Below are 18,599 nucleotides of genomic sequence, written 5' to 3' on the forward strand. Positions count from 1 at the left end.
ATTCCAATCACTTGATCAAATGGTTTGAGGTTGCCTCGAAGCGCCTCTTAACAACTGACAAATCACTCGTGCTATAGAACGTGGTCTCACTAAATGTGGGGTCCTTTTTCAGGCGATCATATCTAGCTTGGAGGTCTATTGGGATTTTGCCTTTGAAGGACAAGAGAATTCCGAAAACTGAATCCAAAGCAGAAGAGTTTAGACGGCCTCGGATATGGAATGGTTTTGCACCTAGGCGAGCGACTATTAATTCAGCTATCTTAGGAAAATGCTCTTCAAAAGAAGCCACTTGCTTTGATGTGCCTTTTTTCTCTCGAGCCATAACTCGATTTAGAAATTCCTTCATAGGTTTTTCATAATCTTCAAAGAAATATGACAGGCCAAAGATTCTCAATATCAATTCTACGTCCTTTTGGTGTTTATCTAAATTATTCTTTCCAATGATGGAGCGCCAATTTTTATCAGCATTGAGCTTTCTTAATATCGAGACAAATTTTCCACGGAAAACGCAGTTCCGGATCTCCTGTGGTTTGAGCGGAGTTCCTCCAGTATTCAATCTTTCAAAAATATGATAAATGCTGGTTGGTTCTCCTAATGGGTTCAGTTGACGGATATTGATAGCTCTTAAGACTGCCCCTCGAAGTTTACGTTGACTAGATTCACTCAAATCTTCGAACCGTTTTTTATGAAAAGGACTTGATTCGTCTAAACCTTGCAATCTGAACACTTGTTTTTTCCCGTGGATATTTTCATCTCCGAAGTATCCATTCATGTAATAAACAACGCTTGTTATGCGCTGTTGGCCGTCGATAACTTGACTCTTGTTCTGCTCGTCGACGTAAAAGAATACTTGAGGGATGGGGAGTCCTATCAAAAACGATTCTATCAACAACGAAGACTGCTTAATGTTCCAAACAAAATTTCTTTGGAATTCCGGGATGAGAATTTCATCGTTTGACCACATCTCATATATGACACTCAAAGTGAGATCAGAAGGGTAAGAAGCTATGTCATATTTAATGCTGACTTCAGCGTCTTCTGTTTCTTCAAATACTTCGAGATCTTCATTTTCGTCATCCATATTTAAGTTTGGGAAAAATTGAGATTACCTGGGGAATTTTCGGACTATCTGCAGAATTGCGATATAGGGCATACATCTAGCAAATAGATAAATATATCGCGATTATATGGCGGGATTTTAAATATGGAAGCAAAATTTGACGAGCTTACACCCGGGAAATTTCTAATCTATCAAATACCCTAGGAAAGCGAGAATTCAGCAATGTAAGGTGAGTGCGAATTTCCTGCGCTTGAAGGGTTCAATTTAGACATCCTAGTGATGAGGCGTTCCTTGATTGCGGCTATGAAGTGGCCACCGAGATTGTTGAGCATCTTCCAAAGATCGCCCCAGGATGGCGAAGCAGTCGATCAGCAAGATACATGGGATGAAGAGAGACCGTACCAGCAGATACAGAATGTGTATTGACGGCGGCCGGGAGCAGACCGATGTCGATGAGGCACTTGTGACGGCAGGCACCGCGGATGGTGGCGATGCGGTCGGCGCGGGCGTTGTAGAGGAGATCGGCGGTTGGGCCGGTGACTCCGTTGACTTTCAGGCGGTGGTAGACTTCTTTTTCTTTTCGCCCCACAGAACCATATTCAGCCCCATGGGGTAGAGACGGTGTTCTTCGATTCCAGCATCGGGAATGATGTCGGTTTGGGATGCATCGTCCTGTTGTGCGCCGGGAGAGGTGTAGGGGTCCATGATTGATCCGGTTGGTTGTTAGCCGGGTCGCCGGAAAAATGGCAAATCGGAAAGGAAGGGAAGGACGGGCGGCTTGCTCCGTTTTGTCGTCAGGTGTCCGATCTTGCTTCGCCGGAATGACTGGAAAAGGATTGGCGTGACGCTTCCAGCATTGTTTCGATCTTCACTCATCCCACCACCATGGCTGCTTTCGGCTTCCGCCCGGTTCGTGCCCTTCTCGCCATCGCTATGACCATTGCGGCGACCCTGGCCTGCAGTTGTGCCCGCCACCCGCAATTGGTGCGGGTGATTTCCCAAAAACCGAATTATGAGGTGGAGGAGGTTCGCCTTATCGGACGGCCGATCTTGTCGGGCGAGAATTCACTTCAAGTCGGCGGCTCCAAGGTCTTTCCATACAAACGTGACCTGTCCTCCAACCTGACGACCGAGATTCTTAAACAGAAGCTCGATCCGAAGAAGTCCTACAGCTTTTATGTCTATACGACGGATCAGACCTTTCCCTCCTCGCCGTTCCTGAACAGGAGCGAGGCCCATCTTTCGAAGATCGAGGACGGTGGCAAGATGATCGCCGATGCCTCGATCTGCGAGGTCCACCACTGTCCGATGGAGTTCGTGGCGGAAGATTTCATCACATGGCAACTCCGTTCCAAGAAGGAGGAGCATCTGATGGACCAAGTGTACCGCCATCATGCTCTCACCACACCGGGCGACTGCGGGGTTGGTTACTATGACTGGACCTGGCGCTGCCCGAAATGTGCGGCAGCGGTGAAGGCTTTCAAATCGAAGTACCCAGTCTGGGAGTGAGCCGCTCTTTGATGGCGTGCCGATGAGATGAAGAACGGGACAGGAATGTCCCTACTCCCAGTTAGGGCAGAATCAATCCCCCGACTTCAGCACCTTGATGAAGGCGTCCTGGGGGATGTTGACCTTGCCGAACATCTTCATCTTCTTCTTACCTTCCTTCTGCTTCTCGAGGAGCTTGCGCTTGCGGGTGATGTCGCCGCCGTAGCACTTGGCGGTGACGTTCTTGCGCATGGCGCTGATGCTCTCGCGGGCGACGATCTTGCCGCCGACGGCGGCCTGGATGGCGACGACGAAGAGGTGGGCGGGAATGACTTCCTTGAGCTTGCCGGCGAGGACGCGGCCGTACGACTCGGCCTTGTCGCGGTGGACGATGGTGGAGAAGGCCTCGACCGGATCACCGGCGATGAGCATGTCCATCTTCACCATGTTGGCCGGGCGGTAGCCGGCGTGCTCGTAGTCCATCGAGCCGTAGCCGCGGGTCATGGACTTCAGCTTGTCGTTGAAGTCGACGAGGATTTCGCCGAGCGGGAGGACGCAGGAGAGCATGACGCGCATGTCGTCGATGGTCTCGGTGTTGGTGACCTCGCCGCGCTTTTCGAGGACGAGCTGCATCATGTCACCGATGTAGTCGCCGGGGACCATGATGTAGACGTTCACGACGGGCTCGCGGATCTCCTGGATGACCTGGGTTTCCGGGAAGAAGGTGGGATTGTCCACGATCAGCTCCGAGCCATCCGTGAGCGTGACCTGGTAGATCACGGACGGGTAGGTGGAGATCACGTCCATGTTGAACTCACGGCGCAGGCGCTCCTGGATGATCTCCATGTGGAGCAGGCCGAGGAAGCCGCAGCGGAAGCCGAAGCCGAGGGCGGTGGAGCTTTCCGAGCCGTAGGTGAAGGCGGCGTCGTTGATCTGGAGCTTGGCCATGGCGGCCTTGAGCGCCTCGTAGTCGGAGGATTCCACCGGGTAGATGCCCGAGAAGACCATCGGCTGGATCTCCTTGTAGCCGGGGAGCGGCTCCGGGCAGGGGTGGGTGTTGTCGGTGATGGTATCGCCGATCTTCGCCTCATCGGCGGATTTCATGTTGGCGATCACGTAGCCCACATCCCCGGCGACGAGCTGGGGGCGGGCGCTCATCTTCGGGGTGAAGACGCCCACTTCCTTGACCTCGTAGGTCTTGCCGGTGTGCATCAGCTTGATGCGTTGGCCCTTTTTCACGGAGCCGGAGAAGACGCGGACGTAGGAGACCACGCCGCGGTAGGTGTCGTAGATGGAATCGAAGACCGAGCAGCGCAGCAGCTTGTCCGGGTTCTCGACCGGGGCCGGGACGCGTGCGACGACGGCTTCGAGGATGTCGATGATGCCGATGCCGGCCTTCGCGGAGGCGGGGATGGCGTCCTCGCCGGGGATGGCGAGGATGTCCTCGAGCTGGCGGCGGCACTTCTCGACGTCGGCGGCGGGGAGGTCGATCTTGTTGAGGACCGGGATGATGACGAGGTTCTGGGCGTGGGCGAGGTGGAGGTTCGCCACGGTCTGGGCCTCCACGCCCTGGGCGGCGTCCACCATCAGGATCGCGCCCTCGCAGGCGGCCAGCGAGCGGGCAACCTCGTAGGAGAAGTCGACGTGACCGGGCGTGTCCAACAGGTTGAGCTTGTAGGTCTTGCCGTCCTTGGCCTTGTACTCCATCGCCACCGGGTGGGACTTGATGGTGATGCCCTTCTCGCGCTCCAGGTCCATGGCGTCGAGGAGCTGCTCCTTTTCGTCGCGCTGGGCCACGGTATTGGTCGCGCCCATGAGGCGGTCGGACAGCGTGGTCTTCCCGTGATCGATGTGGGCGATGATCGAGAAATTGCGTGTCAGGCTGGTAGGCATGGTGTTACGGGGACCGGGACAGGGCGGAAAAAGCGTGCGGGAGGGGCGGAAGAGAAGCACGAAATCGCTGAAAGGCACGCAAAATTACAGCCTGTATACCCGGACCGCCACGCCGCAGTGGCGGAATCGTCAAACCTTTGCTAGGAACAACAGAAGTGAGCCAGCGATTCCAGATTGAAGAACTTGTGGCGCAGGACGAGCACGGCGTCGTCTTCCATGCCACGGACAGCGAAACCGGCGGCGAGGTGGCGGTGCGGCGGATTTTCCCGTTCGGCGCGGACGGCGGCGGCCTCAATGAGGAGCAGCGCGCCACCTATGAGGCCAGCATCGGTAAATTCGCTGCCGTGAAGCACGCCGGGCTGCGCACGGTGGTCGGCGGCGGCTGCGATCCGGTCGATGGCATGCCGTTCCTCGCCACCGAGTGGGTCGAGGGGCCCACGCTGGCGCAGGCCATGGAGCGCGGCCCGATCGCCGCGGCGTCCGTGGTGGCGCTCATGGAGCGGGCCCTGGAGGTCTGCGTGGAGCTTTCCAAGGCCCTCCAGGAGGAGGAAACCGTGTGGATCGAAACCTCGCCCTCCGCGATCATCGTCAGCACGGAGGATGCCTCCCGCGGCTTCACCTTCTGGGTCGGGCCGCTGAAATGGCTCAACGAGGCCAATGGCAAGCGCGGCCTGGCCCCGCTGGCGAAGTTGCTGCGCACCGTGCTCGCCCAGCCGCACCCGGATGACGACCCGGGCGTGCTGGAGATCCTCCAGAATTTCAGCCGCTGGCTCGATAAATACTCCGAGCTCGCCGAGATCCCGCAGGCGCAGGAGTCGATGAAGGAATTCTTCGCCCCGCTGAGCGCCGGGGTGCCCCGTTCGGTGCCGCCCGGCCCGCGTCCGGTGATGGCCGCCCGCCCGGGTGCCACCACCCAGCCGGCCGCGCGTCCCGCCGCTCCCACCAATCGCGCCCCGGCCGTCCAGACCGCCGCACCGGTGGTGAAGCCGCCGGGCATGGCCAGCGCCGCCGAGCCCGAGCCGACCCAGATGGGCGGCTACCCGGTCCCGGTGCCGAAGAAAAAGTCGCTGATGCCGCTGGTGACCATCGCCGTGGCCGCCGTCTGCCTTTCCGCCGCGGGCTACCAGGTTTACCGCTTCCAGCAGGCGAAGAAGAGCAAGGCCGCGGCCACCTCGACCGCCGATGATCCCACGAAGGGCCTCTCGGACTCGATCGCCCGCGCCGTTGGCAATCCCGCCACCAAGCCCGCGGAAACCACCCCGCCTCCGGCCCCGAAACCCGAGGCCCAGAAACCGGCCCCGAAGCCCGCTCCGCCCAAACCTTCCCCGAAGCCCGAGGCCCCCAAACCGGCTCCGCCGAAACCGCCCGCCGCGGCGGCGATCCCCGGGAACAGCCCGATCCTCGGCACCTGGAAGTACTTCGATGCCGCCTCCAGCAAGGCCTGCACCCGCACCTTCAGCAATGAGGGCGGCGCTTCCTGGTGCTCCCTGAAGGCCGCCGGCACCGAGGTCTGGAAATGCAAGGTCACCAAGATCGCGGGCGACGACTTCATCGTCACCGATCCCAAGGGCACCGAGCTCCACCACGTCCTCGCCAAGGATGGCAAGACCCTCAAGATCGAGGGCAATTTCCAGGCTTCGAAGTGAGCGGGGCAACCGCTGAAAGGTAGGGCCGCATCGCCGGGGCGACCGGGTGGAACGGTTGCGTCCGCTGCCACGGGCGCGACCCATCCCTTGATCGGTTTGGGTGACCTCCTTTCCGCGAGCGGATCTCCACCGCCCGGTCATCTCGGCGAGATGACCCTACCACCTCACGTCTTGAAGTCCCGCGTCTGGAACGCCAGCCAGCCGATCACGAACAGGGTGGCGTTCAGGCCGAAGAGCAGGGTGTAGGACTCGGCGATCTTCGCCCAGTCGATGTGCTTCTCCAGCAGGAAGACCCACGCGCTCATCCGCCAGGTGATGAACCATTCCTCGTAGGGTTTGAAGAACTCGATGGCCTTCAGGATCATGTCCACGAAGAGGATCGAGAGCGTCACGATCGTCGCCGCCGCCGGCTTGATCTTGAAGCACGAGAACATGAAGGCGATCGAGGACAGGGTGATCATGCTCACGCCCAGGCCCACCGCGCCCAGCGCCAGCCGCGGCGCGCCTTCGTTCCAGGTCGGGAAGGCGGCAAAGACCTTCATGATCTGCTCCATCACCAGCAGCCCGCCCTCGCGGCCCACTGCCGCCACCGCCATCAGGTAACCGGCCAGGCCCACCGCCAGCACGAAGGTGAAGGTGTAGAAGGCCACCGCGAGGTATTTCACCAGCAGCACGCGGAAACGGCTCACCGGCCGGGAGAACACCAGCCGCAGGTTTCCATCCTCGCTTTCCTTCGCCACGATGTCTCCGCCCACCAGCGCGAAGAAGATCGAGCCGAGCGTGAACATGCTCAACAGGATCATCATGAAGGTCATCGAAAGCGAGCTGTAGTAGGTCCCGAAATCGAGCCCGTTGCGGGCGATGATGCGCATGTTCTCCCGCTCCACCTGGTCCAGCTTGTAGACGAGCAGGATCACGGCCTCTAGGAAGATGAAGGCCCCGTAGCCCATCCACGAGCGCGGGCGGCCGAAGAGCTTGCGGAGTTCGCCGCGGAGTTGCTGGAAGAAGATCATCGGTCGATGGCGTGGGGGTCCACGTGGTCGGTGGTGTTGTTCCGGATCTCCATGTAGAGGTCCTCCAGCGAGCGCCGCACCGGCGAAAAGGCGCGCACTTTCACGCCGCCCGCCACCAGACAGGCCACGAAGTCCGCCGGATCGAGCCCCGGCGGCAGCGAGATCCGCCCCGGTTCCAGCACCTCGCCGCCGCGGGTGGCCAGCAGCCCGCAGGCCGTGCCCCACGGGTCGAGGTCCACTTGGAACACCGGGTCTTCGTCCGCCAGGTTCGCCACCGGCCCTTCGTGGACCCGTTTGCCCTGGCGCAGGATCGCCACCCGGTCGCACATCAGCTCGACCTCGGCGAGGAGGTGGGAGTTGAACAGCACCGTCATGCCGCGCTCCTCGCGCAGGCCCAGGATGAACTCGCGGAACCAGCGGATGCCCTCCGGATCCAGGCCGTCGGTGGGCTCATCCAGCAGCAGGATCTCCGGCTCCGGCAGCAGCGCCTGCGCCAGCGCCAGCCGCTGGCGCATGCCGTGGCTGTAGGTGCGGACCTTGGAGTGGACCCGGGAGGTGAGCCCCACGCGTTCCACCACCTCGCGGGCCAGTCCCTCGTCGAAGCCGCCGGAGTAGGCCATCAGTTGCCGCAGGTTTTCCCAGCCGGTCAGGTAATCGTAGAAAGCGGGGGATTCGAAAATCGCGCCCACCTTGCGCAGCGCCTTCGCGCGGTCCTTCGAAACGTCCTGCCCGCCGATCCTCACGCTGCCCTTCCGCGGCGCGATCATGCCGAGGATGATGCCCAGCGTCGTGCTCTTGCCCGCGCCATTGTGGCCCAGCAGGCCGTAGATCTCGCCGCGCTGGACGGTGAAGGACACGTCCTGGAGCGCCGGCTTGCCGCCGAATTCCTTCCACAGCCCGGAGACTTCCAGCATCGGTTCCGCGGCCATGGCTCAGTTGTTGGTTTTGAAGCGCAGCTCGCTGGAGGCGGAGAAATCGGCGTAGAGGATGTTGGTGCCCTTCGGTTCCGGGTGCCAGGCCTCCTTGTCGAAGACCAGCGGGATCTGCGGGCTGCCGTCCTTGCCCAGGAAGGTCAGCTTGGTCTCGAGCTGGCCGCTGACCGCCGAGTTCCACATGTAGCTGCAGCCGGTTTTCGCGAACTGCTTGCCATCCGCCGGGCACTTGAAGGCGTCCTTCGCCGTGAGGTAGGTGGCCAGCTCGGTTTCCAGCACCTTCATGTCGTCGTCCTTCGAGCTGCGCCCGGCGGCGATGTCCGGCATCTTGCGGTTGTGGTCCTGGAGGTAGCTTTCCAGCCCCACGCCGATGCTGCGGAGGTTGGACAGGCAGGTCGATTGCCGGGCCTTGCCAAGCCCGCGCTTCGCCAGGGGCACGGAAATCGCGGCCAGCACGATGATGATCGTGATGGTGACCAGGATCTCGACGAGGGTGAAACCGCGGGCTCGTTTCATGGGATCGCTCAATGTTGTTGGGGGTCGCGCATCAGCTCGGTCATCGCCTCCATCAGCGGGGCCATGTCCAGTTTCGTCTGGGCGCTGGCCTTGGAATAGTAGGCGCGCATGCCCTCGCCGCTGGCCTTTTCCAGCACGTCCTTGCCCATCGCCTGGGTGCGCTCGACGTCCTCCTTGCTGCGGCCGTTCTCGAGGTCCCGCAGCGCCTGTTCCACGAAGCTCTTCCGCTGCTCCGGGGACATCGCGTCGATGGCGGTCACGAAGGTCTCCATGGTCTCGCGGATCGTGAGGTCGAAGAAGAGCTCCTTCTCGCGGCTGTCCAGGCGGTCGTAGAAGCGGTCGCCGGGTTTCTGCTCGCGGGTCTTCTGGCGCTCGCGGAAGTCGAGGCGGTTCACCATTCCGGCGATGTTGCGCAGCTCCTTCTCGCGGCGGGCCGCTTCGGCCGGATCGTGGCTGGCGCCTTCGGCCGACCAATCGTCGAAGTTCGCCTTCTGCACCGCCTTCTCCACCGAGACCATGGTGGTGCGCCGCGATCCCGCCCACGAGCGGATGCCCCAGACGACGATCCAGATCGAGAGGAGAACGATGGCGGCTTTGATCAGAACGGCGCGGTGAGCCATGACGGGGCGAACTTAGATGGGAAACGAAGCCATGCAAGACCGGGCGGTCATCAGGCCTTGGTGCGTCGGAATCGTCGCGTGACCAGGTTCGTCGCCTCGGTGGCCTCCTCCACCCGCATTACCCGGGCCGCGGCGAAATAGGTGACTCCCGCGGCACCCACTGCCACCACCAGCCACGCCGCGCGGGCGATCTGGGTCATGTGGCTGAGATCGTGGAACAGGTAGCGCTGGGCCAGCAGGCACACGCCCGCCATCGCGCCCCCGGCGGCCACCAGTTTCGCGCACAGCACCAGCAGCGAGCGGGTTTCGAGGCCATCGGAGATCCGCAGCATCGCCGCGTAGAGGATCACGAAGTTCACGATCGCCACCAGGCTGGTGGTCATCGCCAGCGCCTCCACGCCCATGTGGCGCACGGTCACGAAATACCAGTTCGAGGTGATGCTCAGCGCGATCGCCACGAAGCTCACCATCATCGGGATCCAGCGGCGGTTCGCGGCGTAGAAGGCCGGTTGCAGCACCTTCAGCCACGAGTAGGCCAGCAGGCCGATGCCGTAGCCGCGCAGCGCGGCGGCGGTTTCCATGCGGCCCACGGCATTGAACGCGCCCCGTTCGAAGATCACGCTGATGATCGGCTCCGCCAGGAAGCACAGGCCCAGTGCGGAGGGCAGCACCAGGAAGGTCACCAACCGCAGCCCGCGCGCCAGCACGCCGCGGAACTCCGGCCCGGTCCCGCCCAGCGCCGCGCGGGACAGCGCCGGCAGCGTTACGGTGGCCACGGCCACGCCGAACACCCCGATCGGGAGCTGCATCAGCCGGAAGGCCCAGTTCAGCGCGCTCACCGCGCCGCCGCCAATGGAGGTGGCGAACTGCGAGTTCACCACCACGTTGATCTGCACCACCGAGGCGGAAATCACCGCCGGCCCCATCAGCGCGAAAATCGTCCGGATCGCCGGGTCCTTCCACTGCCAGTCCGGCCGCCAGTGGAAACCCAGCCGCCGCAGCGACGGGAGCTGGCACACGAGCTGGCCGAAGCCGCCCACCAGCACGCCGATCGACATCCCGATCATCGTCTTCGGCCCGTGGTGCGGATCCAGCCACAGCCCGATGCCGGAGCCCGCGATGATCGAGCCGAGGTTGAAGAAACACGACGACAGTGCCGGGATGCCGAAGACGTTGCGCGCGTTGAGGATGCCCATCACCAGCGCCGCCAGGCTCACCAGCAGCATGAACGGCCACATGATCCGCGTCATCTGGATCGTCAGCGCGATGTCATCCGGCGAGAACGTCCGCGCCTTGCCCGCGGTGCCGTCCAGCGCTGTCAGCAGGTGCACCAGCTGGGGCGAGAACAGGATGCCTACCAGCGAGACGGCGGCCATCGCCATCCCCACCAGCGTCAGCATCTTCGCCGCCAGCGGCCACGCGCTTTCCGGCCCGTCCTCCTTCACCTTCTTCGAGAAGGTCGTCACGAAGGCCTGGGACAGCGCCCCTTCCGCGAACAGGTCCCGCAGCAGGTTCGGGATCCGGAAGGCGATGTTGAAGCAGTCCATCAGCACGCTGTGCCCGAAGAACGCGGCGAAGATCTGGTCGCGGATCAGGCCGAGCACGCGGCTGGCCATCACCGCCGCGCTGACTTTCCAAGTGGATTTGGCGGACATGCGGGTGTGAGGTCGTGCCTCCGTTAGCCGATCCGCGGACAGAGCCAATGGATTTATTCGGAAAGCGGGGATTCTTTTTGGAACGCCGGGGCAAGCCCGGAGGCCTTACTTCGCCGAGGCCCGGCGCAGGCGGTCCATGATCGCCACGCCCAGGCCGGTTTCGCTCACCGGCTCGGCCACGATCGCGTCCAGGCCGGCCTCGTCGAGCTGGCGCATCACGAAGAACAGACGCAGCGCGGCTTCCGCCAGCTTGCCATTGCCCGGGCTCAGGGCTTCCACCCGCTCCCAATCGTGCAGGTCGATGTAGCCGTCCTTCTCCTCCTCGCGGTAGCTCAGCAGGCCGTAGCGCTTGCCCTCCTCGGGAACGAAGTCCTCCGGCTTCTCGAACATCAGCAGCGGCGTGCGCGGAGCGTAGTGGCTGGCGAGCTGGCCGGGCGCGTGGGGCAGTTCACCCGGACGCTCCTTGGCCTTTTCCACCCGGCCATACGGCTGGAGATCCTCCTTGGTCACCGGACCCGCCCGCAGCAGCTTGAACAGCGGCTTCTTGCCCTCGCGGGGCTCGATGGCAATGATCGTGCTCTCCAGGCCCTCGCTGCACGCCCCGCCATCGACGATGAGCGGGATGCGGCCGTCCAGCTCCTTGAGCACGGCGCTGGCGGAGGTCGGGGAAATACGGCCGAAGCGGTTCGCGCTCGGCGCCGCGATCGGGCGGCCCAGTTCGCGGCAGACGGCGCGGAAGATCGGGTGCGCGCTCAGTCGGACCGCCACCGTGGGCAGGCCACTGGTCACCAGGTCCGGCACTTCCGGCTTCTTCGGCAGCACCAGCGTCAGCGGGCCCGGCCAGAAATTCGACGTCAGTTTCTCGACCACGTCGCGGATCGATTCATCCACCTCCGCCACCTGGTGGAGGTCGGACTTGCGGGCCACATGGACGATCAGCGGATCGAAGGACGGCCGTTCCTTGGCCTCGAACACCTTGGCGGCGGCCTCCGGGTTGAAGGCATCCGCGCCGAGGCCGTACACGGTCTCGGTGGGCAGGGCCACGACTTCACCGCGGGCGAGCAAGGCGACTGCCTCGCGCACGGCTTCCTTCATGTCTTCGTCGCTGGCGGAAATGATCCGGGTCTCGGGCACGGGGCAGCCTTAGCAGATGCACCCGCCCCACGGGAAACCGGAATTTTCCGCCGGTGTCCGGTGGCCCGGTTGGGAGGGAAAAGCGCGGACGCTGGATTTTCCCAAACAAGGCCCGCTTCCTGCGTCGTTGTTTTCCCAATCTCCCTCTTCCATGCCGCTTCCTTCCTCCTGTTCCGGCCGCCCTTCTAACGGTGGCCCCCGTGGGTTGACTCCCGCCCCTGTCGTCGCTAAGCCTGCGGAGCCATGAACTTGCGCACCCTTTTCGTCTCCTGCGGCTTCGCGCTTGTGTCCGCTGCGGCGGCGCACGGCCAGATCGCCGCGACCCTCTCGATCGCGAAGACCCAGTACGTCGCCGGGGAGTCGGTTCAGGCCACCGTGACCATCACCAACCACTCCGGGCAGGAAGCCGTTTTCGTCGGTAGCGACCGCCAGCCGTGGCTCGATTTCGTCATCAAGCGCACCGGCAGCGAGCCCGCCATTCCTTACGGCCGCTTCAATTTCGGCGCCATCCGCATTCCCGTGGGCCAGAGCATGGCCCGCCAGGTGAATCTCTCCTCCGCGTTCAACCTCACCGAGATCGGAAACTACAGCGTCTACGCCTTGATCCGCATGCCGGACCAGACCTCCGAAGGCACCGCTTCCAACCGCGTGCTTTTCAATGTCTCCAACGGCCGCGCCTATTGGAGCCAGAAGGTTGGCGTCCGCGGTGATGCCACGAAGGTCCGCGAGTACCGCGTCCTCAACTACTCCGGCGACCAGAAGACCCAGCTCTACGTCCAGGTGGTCAACGACCGCACCGGCACGCCGATCCGCACCTATCCGCTCGGGGATGCGCTCATGTTCCGCAAGCCCCAGATCACCGTCGCCGGCAACCAGAACCTCCACGTCTTCTTCCTCAGCACCCCGACCCTGTGGACCCACTGCGAAATCGATACCGAGGGCAAGCTGGTGAACAGTGAGTTCCATCGCCGTGGCGCGACGGGAGACCCGGTGCTGATGACGCAACCCAACGGTGTGGTCGCGGTTGGAAACAGCATCCCGTACGATCCCAAGGCCGAGGAGATGGAGAAGTCCCGCGCCCGCAAGATCTCGGAGCGGCCCGTTATCACCCAGTGAACGGGAAGGGAAGGAGAATTGTTTAAAAATTCTTTACTTTCCGGTAAATTTTATTAACAATCCTGAACAGTTTCAAAACGCGAGGTATTATGCGAACGATCTTCAAGCGACTTCTGGCCCTGGCGGCCGTCGGTGCGCTTACCTCCGCCACGGCGGAAGCGCGCTATTTCCGGACTGTCGTGATCGATGCGGGTCACGGCGGTTACGACAAGGGAGCCCAGTTCGGCCAGGTCTATGAAAAGCACCTGTGCCTGGACACCGCCACCCGGCTCCAGAATTACCTGCAGAGCATGGGCTTCAAGACGGTGATGACGCGCAACAGCGACTACTTCGTTTCGCTGGCGGAGCGCGTGGCCATCACCCAGCGCTACAAGGATGCGATCTTCGTGGCGGTGCACTACAACTTCACCTACCGGGACAGCGCCTGTGGCCTGGAGACCTACTACGCCAACGGTGCCGAGAGCCAGAACCTCGCCCAGATGGTGCAGCAGAACATCTGCCGCAAGGTGCGCGCCACCGACCGCGGCGCGAAGTTCGCCCGCTACTATGTGATTCGTAACAACACCTGCCCCGCGATCCTCGTGGAGTGCGGTTTCGTTTCGAATCCCACCGAGCGCCAGGGCATGAAAGCCGCCTGGTACCGTGATTCGCTGGCGAAGGCCATCGCCGATGGGGTGATGCGTTTCCGCCGCGACGGCTGAGGATTTTCCGCCTGTGCCCTGCCTGCCCGTGCGCTATGATGGCTGCATGGGCGTGGTGACGGCGGATGAAATGCGGGCATTGGAAGAGGCGGCGTTCCAACGCGGGACGACCGCCTCCGTGTTGATGATCGAGGCCGGCCGTGGCCTTGGCCACGCGGTGGCCCGGTTCTTTCCCGAGCCCGGCACCGCGATTGCGTGCCTTGGCAAGGGCCACAATGCCGGGGATGCCCTGGTGGCGCTCGGGGTCTTGAGGGACGCGGGTTGGAAGATCGCCATCCGTGCGGCCTGGCCCCAATCGGAATGGGCGGAACTCACTCGCGCGATGTTGGCCGCGCTCGGGGAAGTCGAGTGGCTGGACGGACCACCGGATCCGGCGGCAGCACGTCTGCCGCTGATTCTGTTGGATGGCCTGTTGGGCATCGGGGCCCGGGGTGGACCGCGGGGCGGGCTCGCCCCGCTCGCGGAAGAGATGCGCGCGCTCCGTCAGGCGGCGGGGGGCCGGATCGTGGCGGTGGATCTGCCCTCCGGGGTCGATGCCGATACCGGGGAAATCCATCCTGGCGCGGTGGTGGCGGATCTCACCCTCACCATCGGCGTGCCGAAGCGCGGCTTGCTCATGGGACGTGCCGCGGACGCGGTGGGAGCGCTCGGATTGGTGCCAGTGGCGGAGCTGCCCGTCCCGGCCGGTGGCGACATGGCGATGATCTCGCCGTTCACGCTGGCGGGAGCATTGTCTCCGCGGCCATTCGATTTTCACAAGGGCCGGGCTGGCCGGGTCGGCATTCTGGCCGGATCCGCCGCCTACAGCGGGGCTGCTGTATTGGCCGCCACCGGAGCCCTGCGCGGGGGAGCGGGATTGGTGACGCTGCATGTTCCGGAAGAAGCCCATGCCGCGATCGCCGCGAAATGTCCGCCGGAGGTCATGGTCCGGGCGCTCCGTGATCCCAGGGAGCTGTTGGATTTCCGCTACGACAGCCTGGTGGTGGGACCCGGTCTCGGCGGCGTCGAGGCTGGCCTGGTGCGCAGGCTACTGATGGATTCCCCGGTTCCGGTGGTGATCGATGCCGATGCCTTGAACGCCATCGCGGGAGACTTTCCGGAGTTGCCAGCCCATCACGTGCTGACCCCGCATCCCGGCGAGTTCCGCCGTCTCGCACCCGATCTGGCCGATTTGCCACGGGAAGAGGCGGCCCGGGCCTTCGCCGATCGCCATGCGCCGGTGCTGCTGCTGAAGGGAGCCCGCACGCTCGTGACCGCGGCGGGTGAACCGTTGTGGTGCAATTCCACCGGCTCACCCGGCATGGCGTCCGGCGGACAGGGGGATGCGCTCTCGGGAGTCATCGGCGCGTTGCTGGCAGGGGGGCTGGCTCCGCTGGAAGCCGCCGCCTGCGGGGCATGGCTCTGCGGCCGGGGCTCGGAGCGGGCGATTGCCGCGGGAGCGAGCGAGGAGTCCCTGCTCGCCAGCGATACCCTGGCCCATCTCGGCGGCGCGTTCCGCGATTGGCGGGAGCGCGGCCGCTGAAACCGGGTTCAGGCGGCTTCGGCGAAAATCATCGTCCCGGCGCTCGTTTGCAGCGTGCTGATCACCAGCACGTCCACCGAGGAGCCGATCTTCTGCACGGCGTGGTTCACCACGATCATCGTGCCATCGGCCAGATAGCCCACCGCCTGGTGCTCCTCCTTGCCGGGGCGCACCAGGGCGATCCGCAGCCGTTCACCGACGGCGACCACCGGCTTGAGCGCGTCCACCAGTTCCTGGATGTTCAGCGCGGGGACGTTTTGAAGTTTCGCCACTTTGCTCAGCGTGTCGTCGCTCGTCATCAGGCGCGCGCCCAGCAGGCGGGTGGTTTCCAGCAGGCGGCTGTTGAGGGTGGCGTTGGCGGCCGCGCCATTGGACTCATGGATCGTGACCTGGAGATCCTTGGCGGTGCGCATTTGTTCCAGGCTGGCCAGCCCCCGCTCGCCGCGCTGGCGGTGCGCCGCAGAGGGGGAATGTGCCAGTGTTTGCAGCTCCTCCAGCACGAACCGCGGCACGATCAGGCGACCGTGGAGAAAGCCCGCCCGCAGGATCGCCGGAACCCGGCCATCCATCACCGCCTCCGGGTCCAGCACGATCGGCTGGCCGCTGGAGGCATCCTGGCGAAAACGCACGTAGGGGATGATGAAGGCGAAATCGTCCCGGCTGCTGCGCAGTGCCAGCACCACTCCGATGAATCCGAAACTGGCGAACAGGGTCACGTCGAACGCCAGCTTCAGCGTGTTCACCAGCAGGTCGAACTCCGCTTGCTCCAGCGGCGTCCGGTCCTTGTCGCGGAATGCCGGTTCGATCAATGCCGAGAATTGCACCCGGGTCAGCAGCCAGGCGCAGAACAGGCCCACGCACAGGCCGAAGGTGGCGGTGGAAAACCCGCGCAGCGAGAAGCCGCGGATCATCGTTTCCACCAGGATGAAAAAGCCCGCCACCAGCAGCCCGCCCAGCAGGCCCATCCACATCGGCACGCCGCGCTCGACCCCCCGCGTGCTCAGCGCGATCGCGAAGCCCGCGGCTTCACAGACCAACAGATAGGTCAGGCGGGCGACATTGACGGAAGGCTGGGAGGACATGGGGTGCGTCTCCCATCACCATTCGTCAACGCCATTGCTACGGCAAGCCTAACCGTCCGGCCTTCAGGACTCCAGACCGCCCGGGTTCCGGCCGATTCCGGCCACCAGCGCCGCCAAGCGTCGCAGCCGATCCCACTTGGACTTCCATGGGCGGGTGGGCCGGGTGACGTTCCAGCCTCGCTTTCGGCCGATCGCGGTGAGGTGCTCGGATGGATTGATCAACGTGGCGGTTTTGCAGATCGCCAGCAGCGGCAGGTCCGCGGTGCTGTCCGTGTAGCCGTGTGAGTTTCTCAGATGGCCGTCCTTGAAGCGGTCCGGCATCAATTCCCGGAGGCGGTCGACCTTCGCCATGCCCTTGTGGTTTTTCAGGTCCGGGAAAAAAGGCAGCCGGTCTGGGATTTCCACCGGGGTGCCCAGCGTGAGATCGAAACCGAGGCGGCGGCCGATCTCCGTGACATAGAATTCCGGGCTCGCCGAGGTGAGCACCAGCAGGTCGCCTTTTGCACGATGGCGCTCCAGCTCCGCCAGGACCTCGGGGTAAAACCGCAGTTCCCGCGCGAAGGCCCGGGCGTGCGAGACCAGCTCGGAGGATTCCATCCGCCACAGGTAGCACAGGAAAATGCGCTTCATCGTCTCCGCTCCCAGCCATTTGGCGAAAGGCGTGAACGGCAGGAACACCAGCAGGTAGAACCGCCGCCACGGAGCGCGGCGCAGCACCCGATGGCAAAACAGCACCTGGCAATCCCAAGGCAGCAGGGTGCCATCGAGGTCGAAGAGCGCGATGCCGCGCGGGCGGGTGGTATCCGTTGGAAATGGCACGTGGAGAAGGCTTTCCGGGAGAATCCCGACTTGCAAGCTCGCGTTGATGCAGGCAGCTTCCGCGCCATGCGGAAAACCCTCTTCGCTTTGGCCCTCGCCGCTCTGCCGTTGCCCGCCATCGCGCAGGTCTTCGCGGACATCCAGACCTCCCAAGGGACGTTCACCTGCCAGTTGAACCACGCGGAAACCCCGAAGGCCGTTGCCAATTTCGTCACGCTCGCGGAAGGCACGCGCACGTGGTTGGACGAAACCACCGGAGCCGTGTCGACGATCCGCCCCGCCAAGCCCTTCTATGATGGCCTGACCTTCCACCGGGTGGTCGACAACGCGGGTTTCCGGGTCATCCAAGGTGGCTCCCGGGCGGGTGATGGTTCGGATGGTCCGGGTTACAACATTCCGGATGAGTTCCGGGAAGCGGTTCCCGCGAGCTACAAGTTCGACCAGCCCTACGTGCTGGCGATGGCAAACGCGGGCCGCAACAGCGCGGGTGCCCAGTTCTTCGTCACCGGTGGCGCCATTCCGGATCTGGAAGGCCACTACACCGTCTTCGGCAAGGTGGTGTCCGGCCAGGATGTGGTGGAGGCGATCCTGGCGGTCGATACCGATGCCAACGACAAGCCGACCACGCCGGTGACCATCCAGCACGTGGCGATCCGCCGTGTCGGTCAGGATGCCACTCGTTTCGTGGCGACCCGCGTCGCGCTTCCCAAGGTCACCGCTCCCCGTTTCCGGACCAGCACCATCCCGGCACCCGATCCCAACGCGCGGACGTTCATCGCTTTCAACCAGATGGCCAAGAGCACGGCCCGCCTGTTCTACTATGACGCCACCGACGCGAACCCGTCTTGGAAAAGCTCCGGCGGCCGCTACATGGGACCGGGCGAGAAGATGCTGAAGACCATGCTGGCGAATATCCCCCCGGCGAAAGTCACCTATACCCTCCAGCACCGGGCCGCCGTGGCGACCTATCCCGCCGACCTTTTGACTCCCGGCGGCCTTCTGGGTTCGCAGCTCTACGTCGAGAACGAGTCCGGCAGCTACCTGTTCCGTTTCAATGTCACGGGTGACAAGACCTACCTGATCGAGACCGCGTCCAATGAAACCAAGACCGGCGTGATCCAGGGAGTCAGCTATTCCGCCGACGGCTATTGGGGGGATGTCATCGTCGATCTGGGAAATGACGGTGTGTATCGCTTCCATCTGTCGTCCTCGGCCAAGACCAAGGCCGGAGTGATCACCGGGGCTCAGGACGGCTACTTCTACAGCTTCATCCAATACATCATGACCGGCAATCCGTGGGTGGCGTACGAGGACAATACCGAGTTCTCCTGGTCACCGCTGCCGAAGTGAGGCGCGGGATGTGAAACCTTGAAACACGAATGGCGGCCCGCAGGCCGCCATT

General features: G+C 63.1%; 17 protein-coding genes. 6 read left to right on the plus strand and 11 right to left on the minus strand.

What is annotated here, in order from left to right:
• Positions 1–7: 7 nt before the first annotated feature.
• Positions 8–1,081 (minus strand): DUF262 domain-containing protein, encoded by a 1,074-nt coding sequence (locus tag llg_RS07260; protein ID WP_338289059.1) that lies wholly within the window; start codon positions 1,079–1,081, stop codon positions 8–10.
• A 531-nt stretch (positions 1,082–1,612) separates the two neighbouring features.
• Entirely contained in the window at positions 1,613–1,765 is a 153-nt protein-coding gene (locus llg_RS07265) for a hypothetical protein (protein WP_338289060.1), read from the minus strand.
• Positions 1,766–1,945: 180 nt separating this feature from the next.
• On the opposite strand from llg_RS07265, the gene llg_RS07270 reads away from it, so the two are divergent.
• Positions 1,946–2,569: a hypothetical protein gene (locus llg_RS07270; protein ID WP_338289061.1), complete on the plus strand. Its 624-nt coding sequence runs from the start codon at positions 1,946–1,948 to the stop codon at positions 2,567–2,569.
• 72 nt (positions 2,570–2,641) lie between these two features.
• Here llg_RS07270 and lepA read toward each other — a convergent pair whose 3' ends face one another.
• Positions 2,642–4,441, minus strand: coding sequence for a translation elongation factor 4 (gene lepA, locus llg_RS07275; protein WP_338289062.1), 1,800 nt, complete (start codon positions 4,439–4,441; stop codon positions 2,642–2,644).
• 155 nt (positions 4,442–4,596) lie between these two features.
• Here lepA and llg_RS07280 point away from each other — a divergent pair, with 155 nt between their 5' ends.
• The gene (locus llg_RS07280) at positions 4,597–6,087 is read left to right on the plus strand and encodes a hypothetical protein (RefSeq protein WP_338289063.1); all 1,491 of its coding nucleotides are present in this window, start codon (positions 4,597–4,599) and stop codon (positions 6,085–6,087) included.
• Positions 6,088–6,251: 164 nt separating this feature from the next.
• Here the strand turns inward: llg_RS07280 and llg_RS07285 are convergent, their stop codons facing one another.
• The 6 genes from llg_RS07285 to llg_RS07310 all read right to left on the minus strand — a co-directional run bounded on the left by llg_RS07285 (position 6,252) and on the right by llg_RS07310 (position 11,957).
• Positions 6,252–7,100, minus strand: a complete 849-nt coding sequence (locus tag llg_RS07285; RefSeq protein ID WP_338289064.1) for an ABC transporter permease — start codon at positions 7,098–7,100, stop codon at positions 6,252–6,254.
• Positions 7,097–8,029 (minus strand): ABC transporter ATP-binding protein, encoded by a 933-nt coding sequence (locus llg_RS07290; protein WP_338289065.1) that lies wholly within the window; start codon positions 8,027–8,029, stop codon positions 7,097–7,099. Before llg_RS07290 ends, llg_RS07285 begins: the two co-directional genes overlap by 4 nt.
• A 3-nt stretch (positions 8,030–8,032) precedes the next feature.
• Positions 8,033–8,548 (minus strand): prepilin-type N-terminal cleavage/methylation domain-containing protein, encoded by a 516-nt coding sequence (locus llg_RS07295; protein WP_338289066.1) that lies wholly within the window; start codon positions 8,546–8,548, stop codon positions 8,033–8,035.
• An 8-nt stretch (positions 8,549–8,556) separates the two neighbouring features.
• Positions 8,557–9,168: a hypothetical protein gene (locus llg_RS07300; RefSeq protein ID WP_338289067.1), complete on the minus strand. Its 612-nt coding sequence runs from the start codon at positions 9,166–9,168 to the stop codon at positions 8,557–8,559.
• Between the two features lie 50 nt (positions 9,169–9,218).
• Positions 9,219–10,823 (minus strand): murein biosynthesis integral membrane protein MurJ, encoded by a 1,605-nt coding sequence (gene murJ / locus llg_RS07305; protein ID WP_338289068.1) that lies wholly within the window; start codon positions 10,821–10,823, stop codon positions 9,219–9,221.
• Between the two features lie 105 nt (positions 10,824–10,928).
• Complete coding sequence (locus tag llg_RS07310; RefSeq protein ID WP_338289069.1) at positions 10,929–11,957, minus strand: L-threonylcarbamoyladenylate synthase; 1,029 nt, start codon at positions 11,955–11,957, stop codon at positions 10,929–10,931.
• A gap of 243 nt (positions 11,958–12,200) precedes the next feature.
• Between llg_RS07310 and llg_RS07315 the strand changes: the two genes are divergently transcribed.
• From llg_RS07315 to llg_RS07325, 3 genes are all read left to right on the plus strand, one after another.
• Positions 12,201–13,073 carry a hypothetical protein gene (locus tag llg_RS07315; protein WP_338289070.1) on the plus strand — a complete coding sequence of 291 codons (873 nt, stop codon included), beginning with the start codon at positions 12,201–12,203 and terminating at the stop codon, positions 13,071–13,073.
• A gap of 89 nt (positions 13,074–13,162) precedes the next feature.
• Entirely contained in the window at positions 13,163–13,774 is a 612-nt protein-coding gene (locus llg_RS07320; protein ID WP_338289071.1) for an N-acetylmuramoyl-L-alanine amidase, read from the plus strand.
• A 13-nt stretch (positions 13,775–13,787) separates the two neighbouring features.
• Positions 13,788–15,296 carry an NAD(P)H-hydrate dehydratase gene (locus llg_RS07325; RefSeq protein WP_338289072.1) on the plus strand — a complete coding sequence of 503 codons (1,509 nt, stop codon included), beginning with the start codon at positions 13,788–13,790 and terminating at the stop codon, positions 15,294–15,296.
• Between the two features lie 8 nt (positions 15,297–15,304).
• Here the strand turns inward: llg_RS07325 and llg_RS07330 are convergent, their stop codons facing one another.
• Positions 15,305–16,378, minus strand: coding sequence for a hypothetical protein (locus tag llg_RS07330; protein WP_338289073.1), 1,074 nt, complete (start codon positions 16,376–16,378; stop codon positions 15,305–15,307).
• A gap of 63 nt (positions 16,379–16,441) precedes the next feature.
• Positions 16,442–17,197: an HAD family hydrolase gene (locus tag llg_RS07335; RefSeq protein WP_338289074.1), complete on the minus strand. Its 756-nt coding sequence runs from the start codon at positions 17,195–17,197 to the stop codon at positions 16,442–16,444.
• 66 nt (positions 17,198–17,263) lie between these two features.
• On the opposite strand from llg_RS07335, the gene llg_RS07340 reads away from it, so the two are divergent.
• Positions 17,264–18,547, plus strand: coding sequence for a peptidylprolyl isomerase (locus llg_RS07340; RefSeq protein WP_338289075.1), 1,284 nt, complete (start codon positions 17,264–17,266; stop codon positions 18,545–18,547).
• Positions 18,548–18,599 lie beyond the last annotated feature (52 nt).

It is taken from the genome of Luteolibacter sp. LG18, from assembly GCF_036322585.1.
Taxonomy (GTDB): Bacteria; Verrucomicrobiota; Verrucomicrobiia; order Verrucomicrobiales; family Akkermansiaceae; genus Luteolibacter.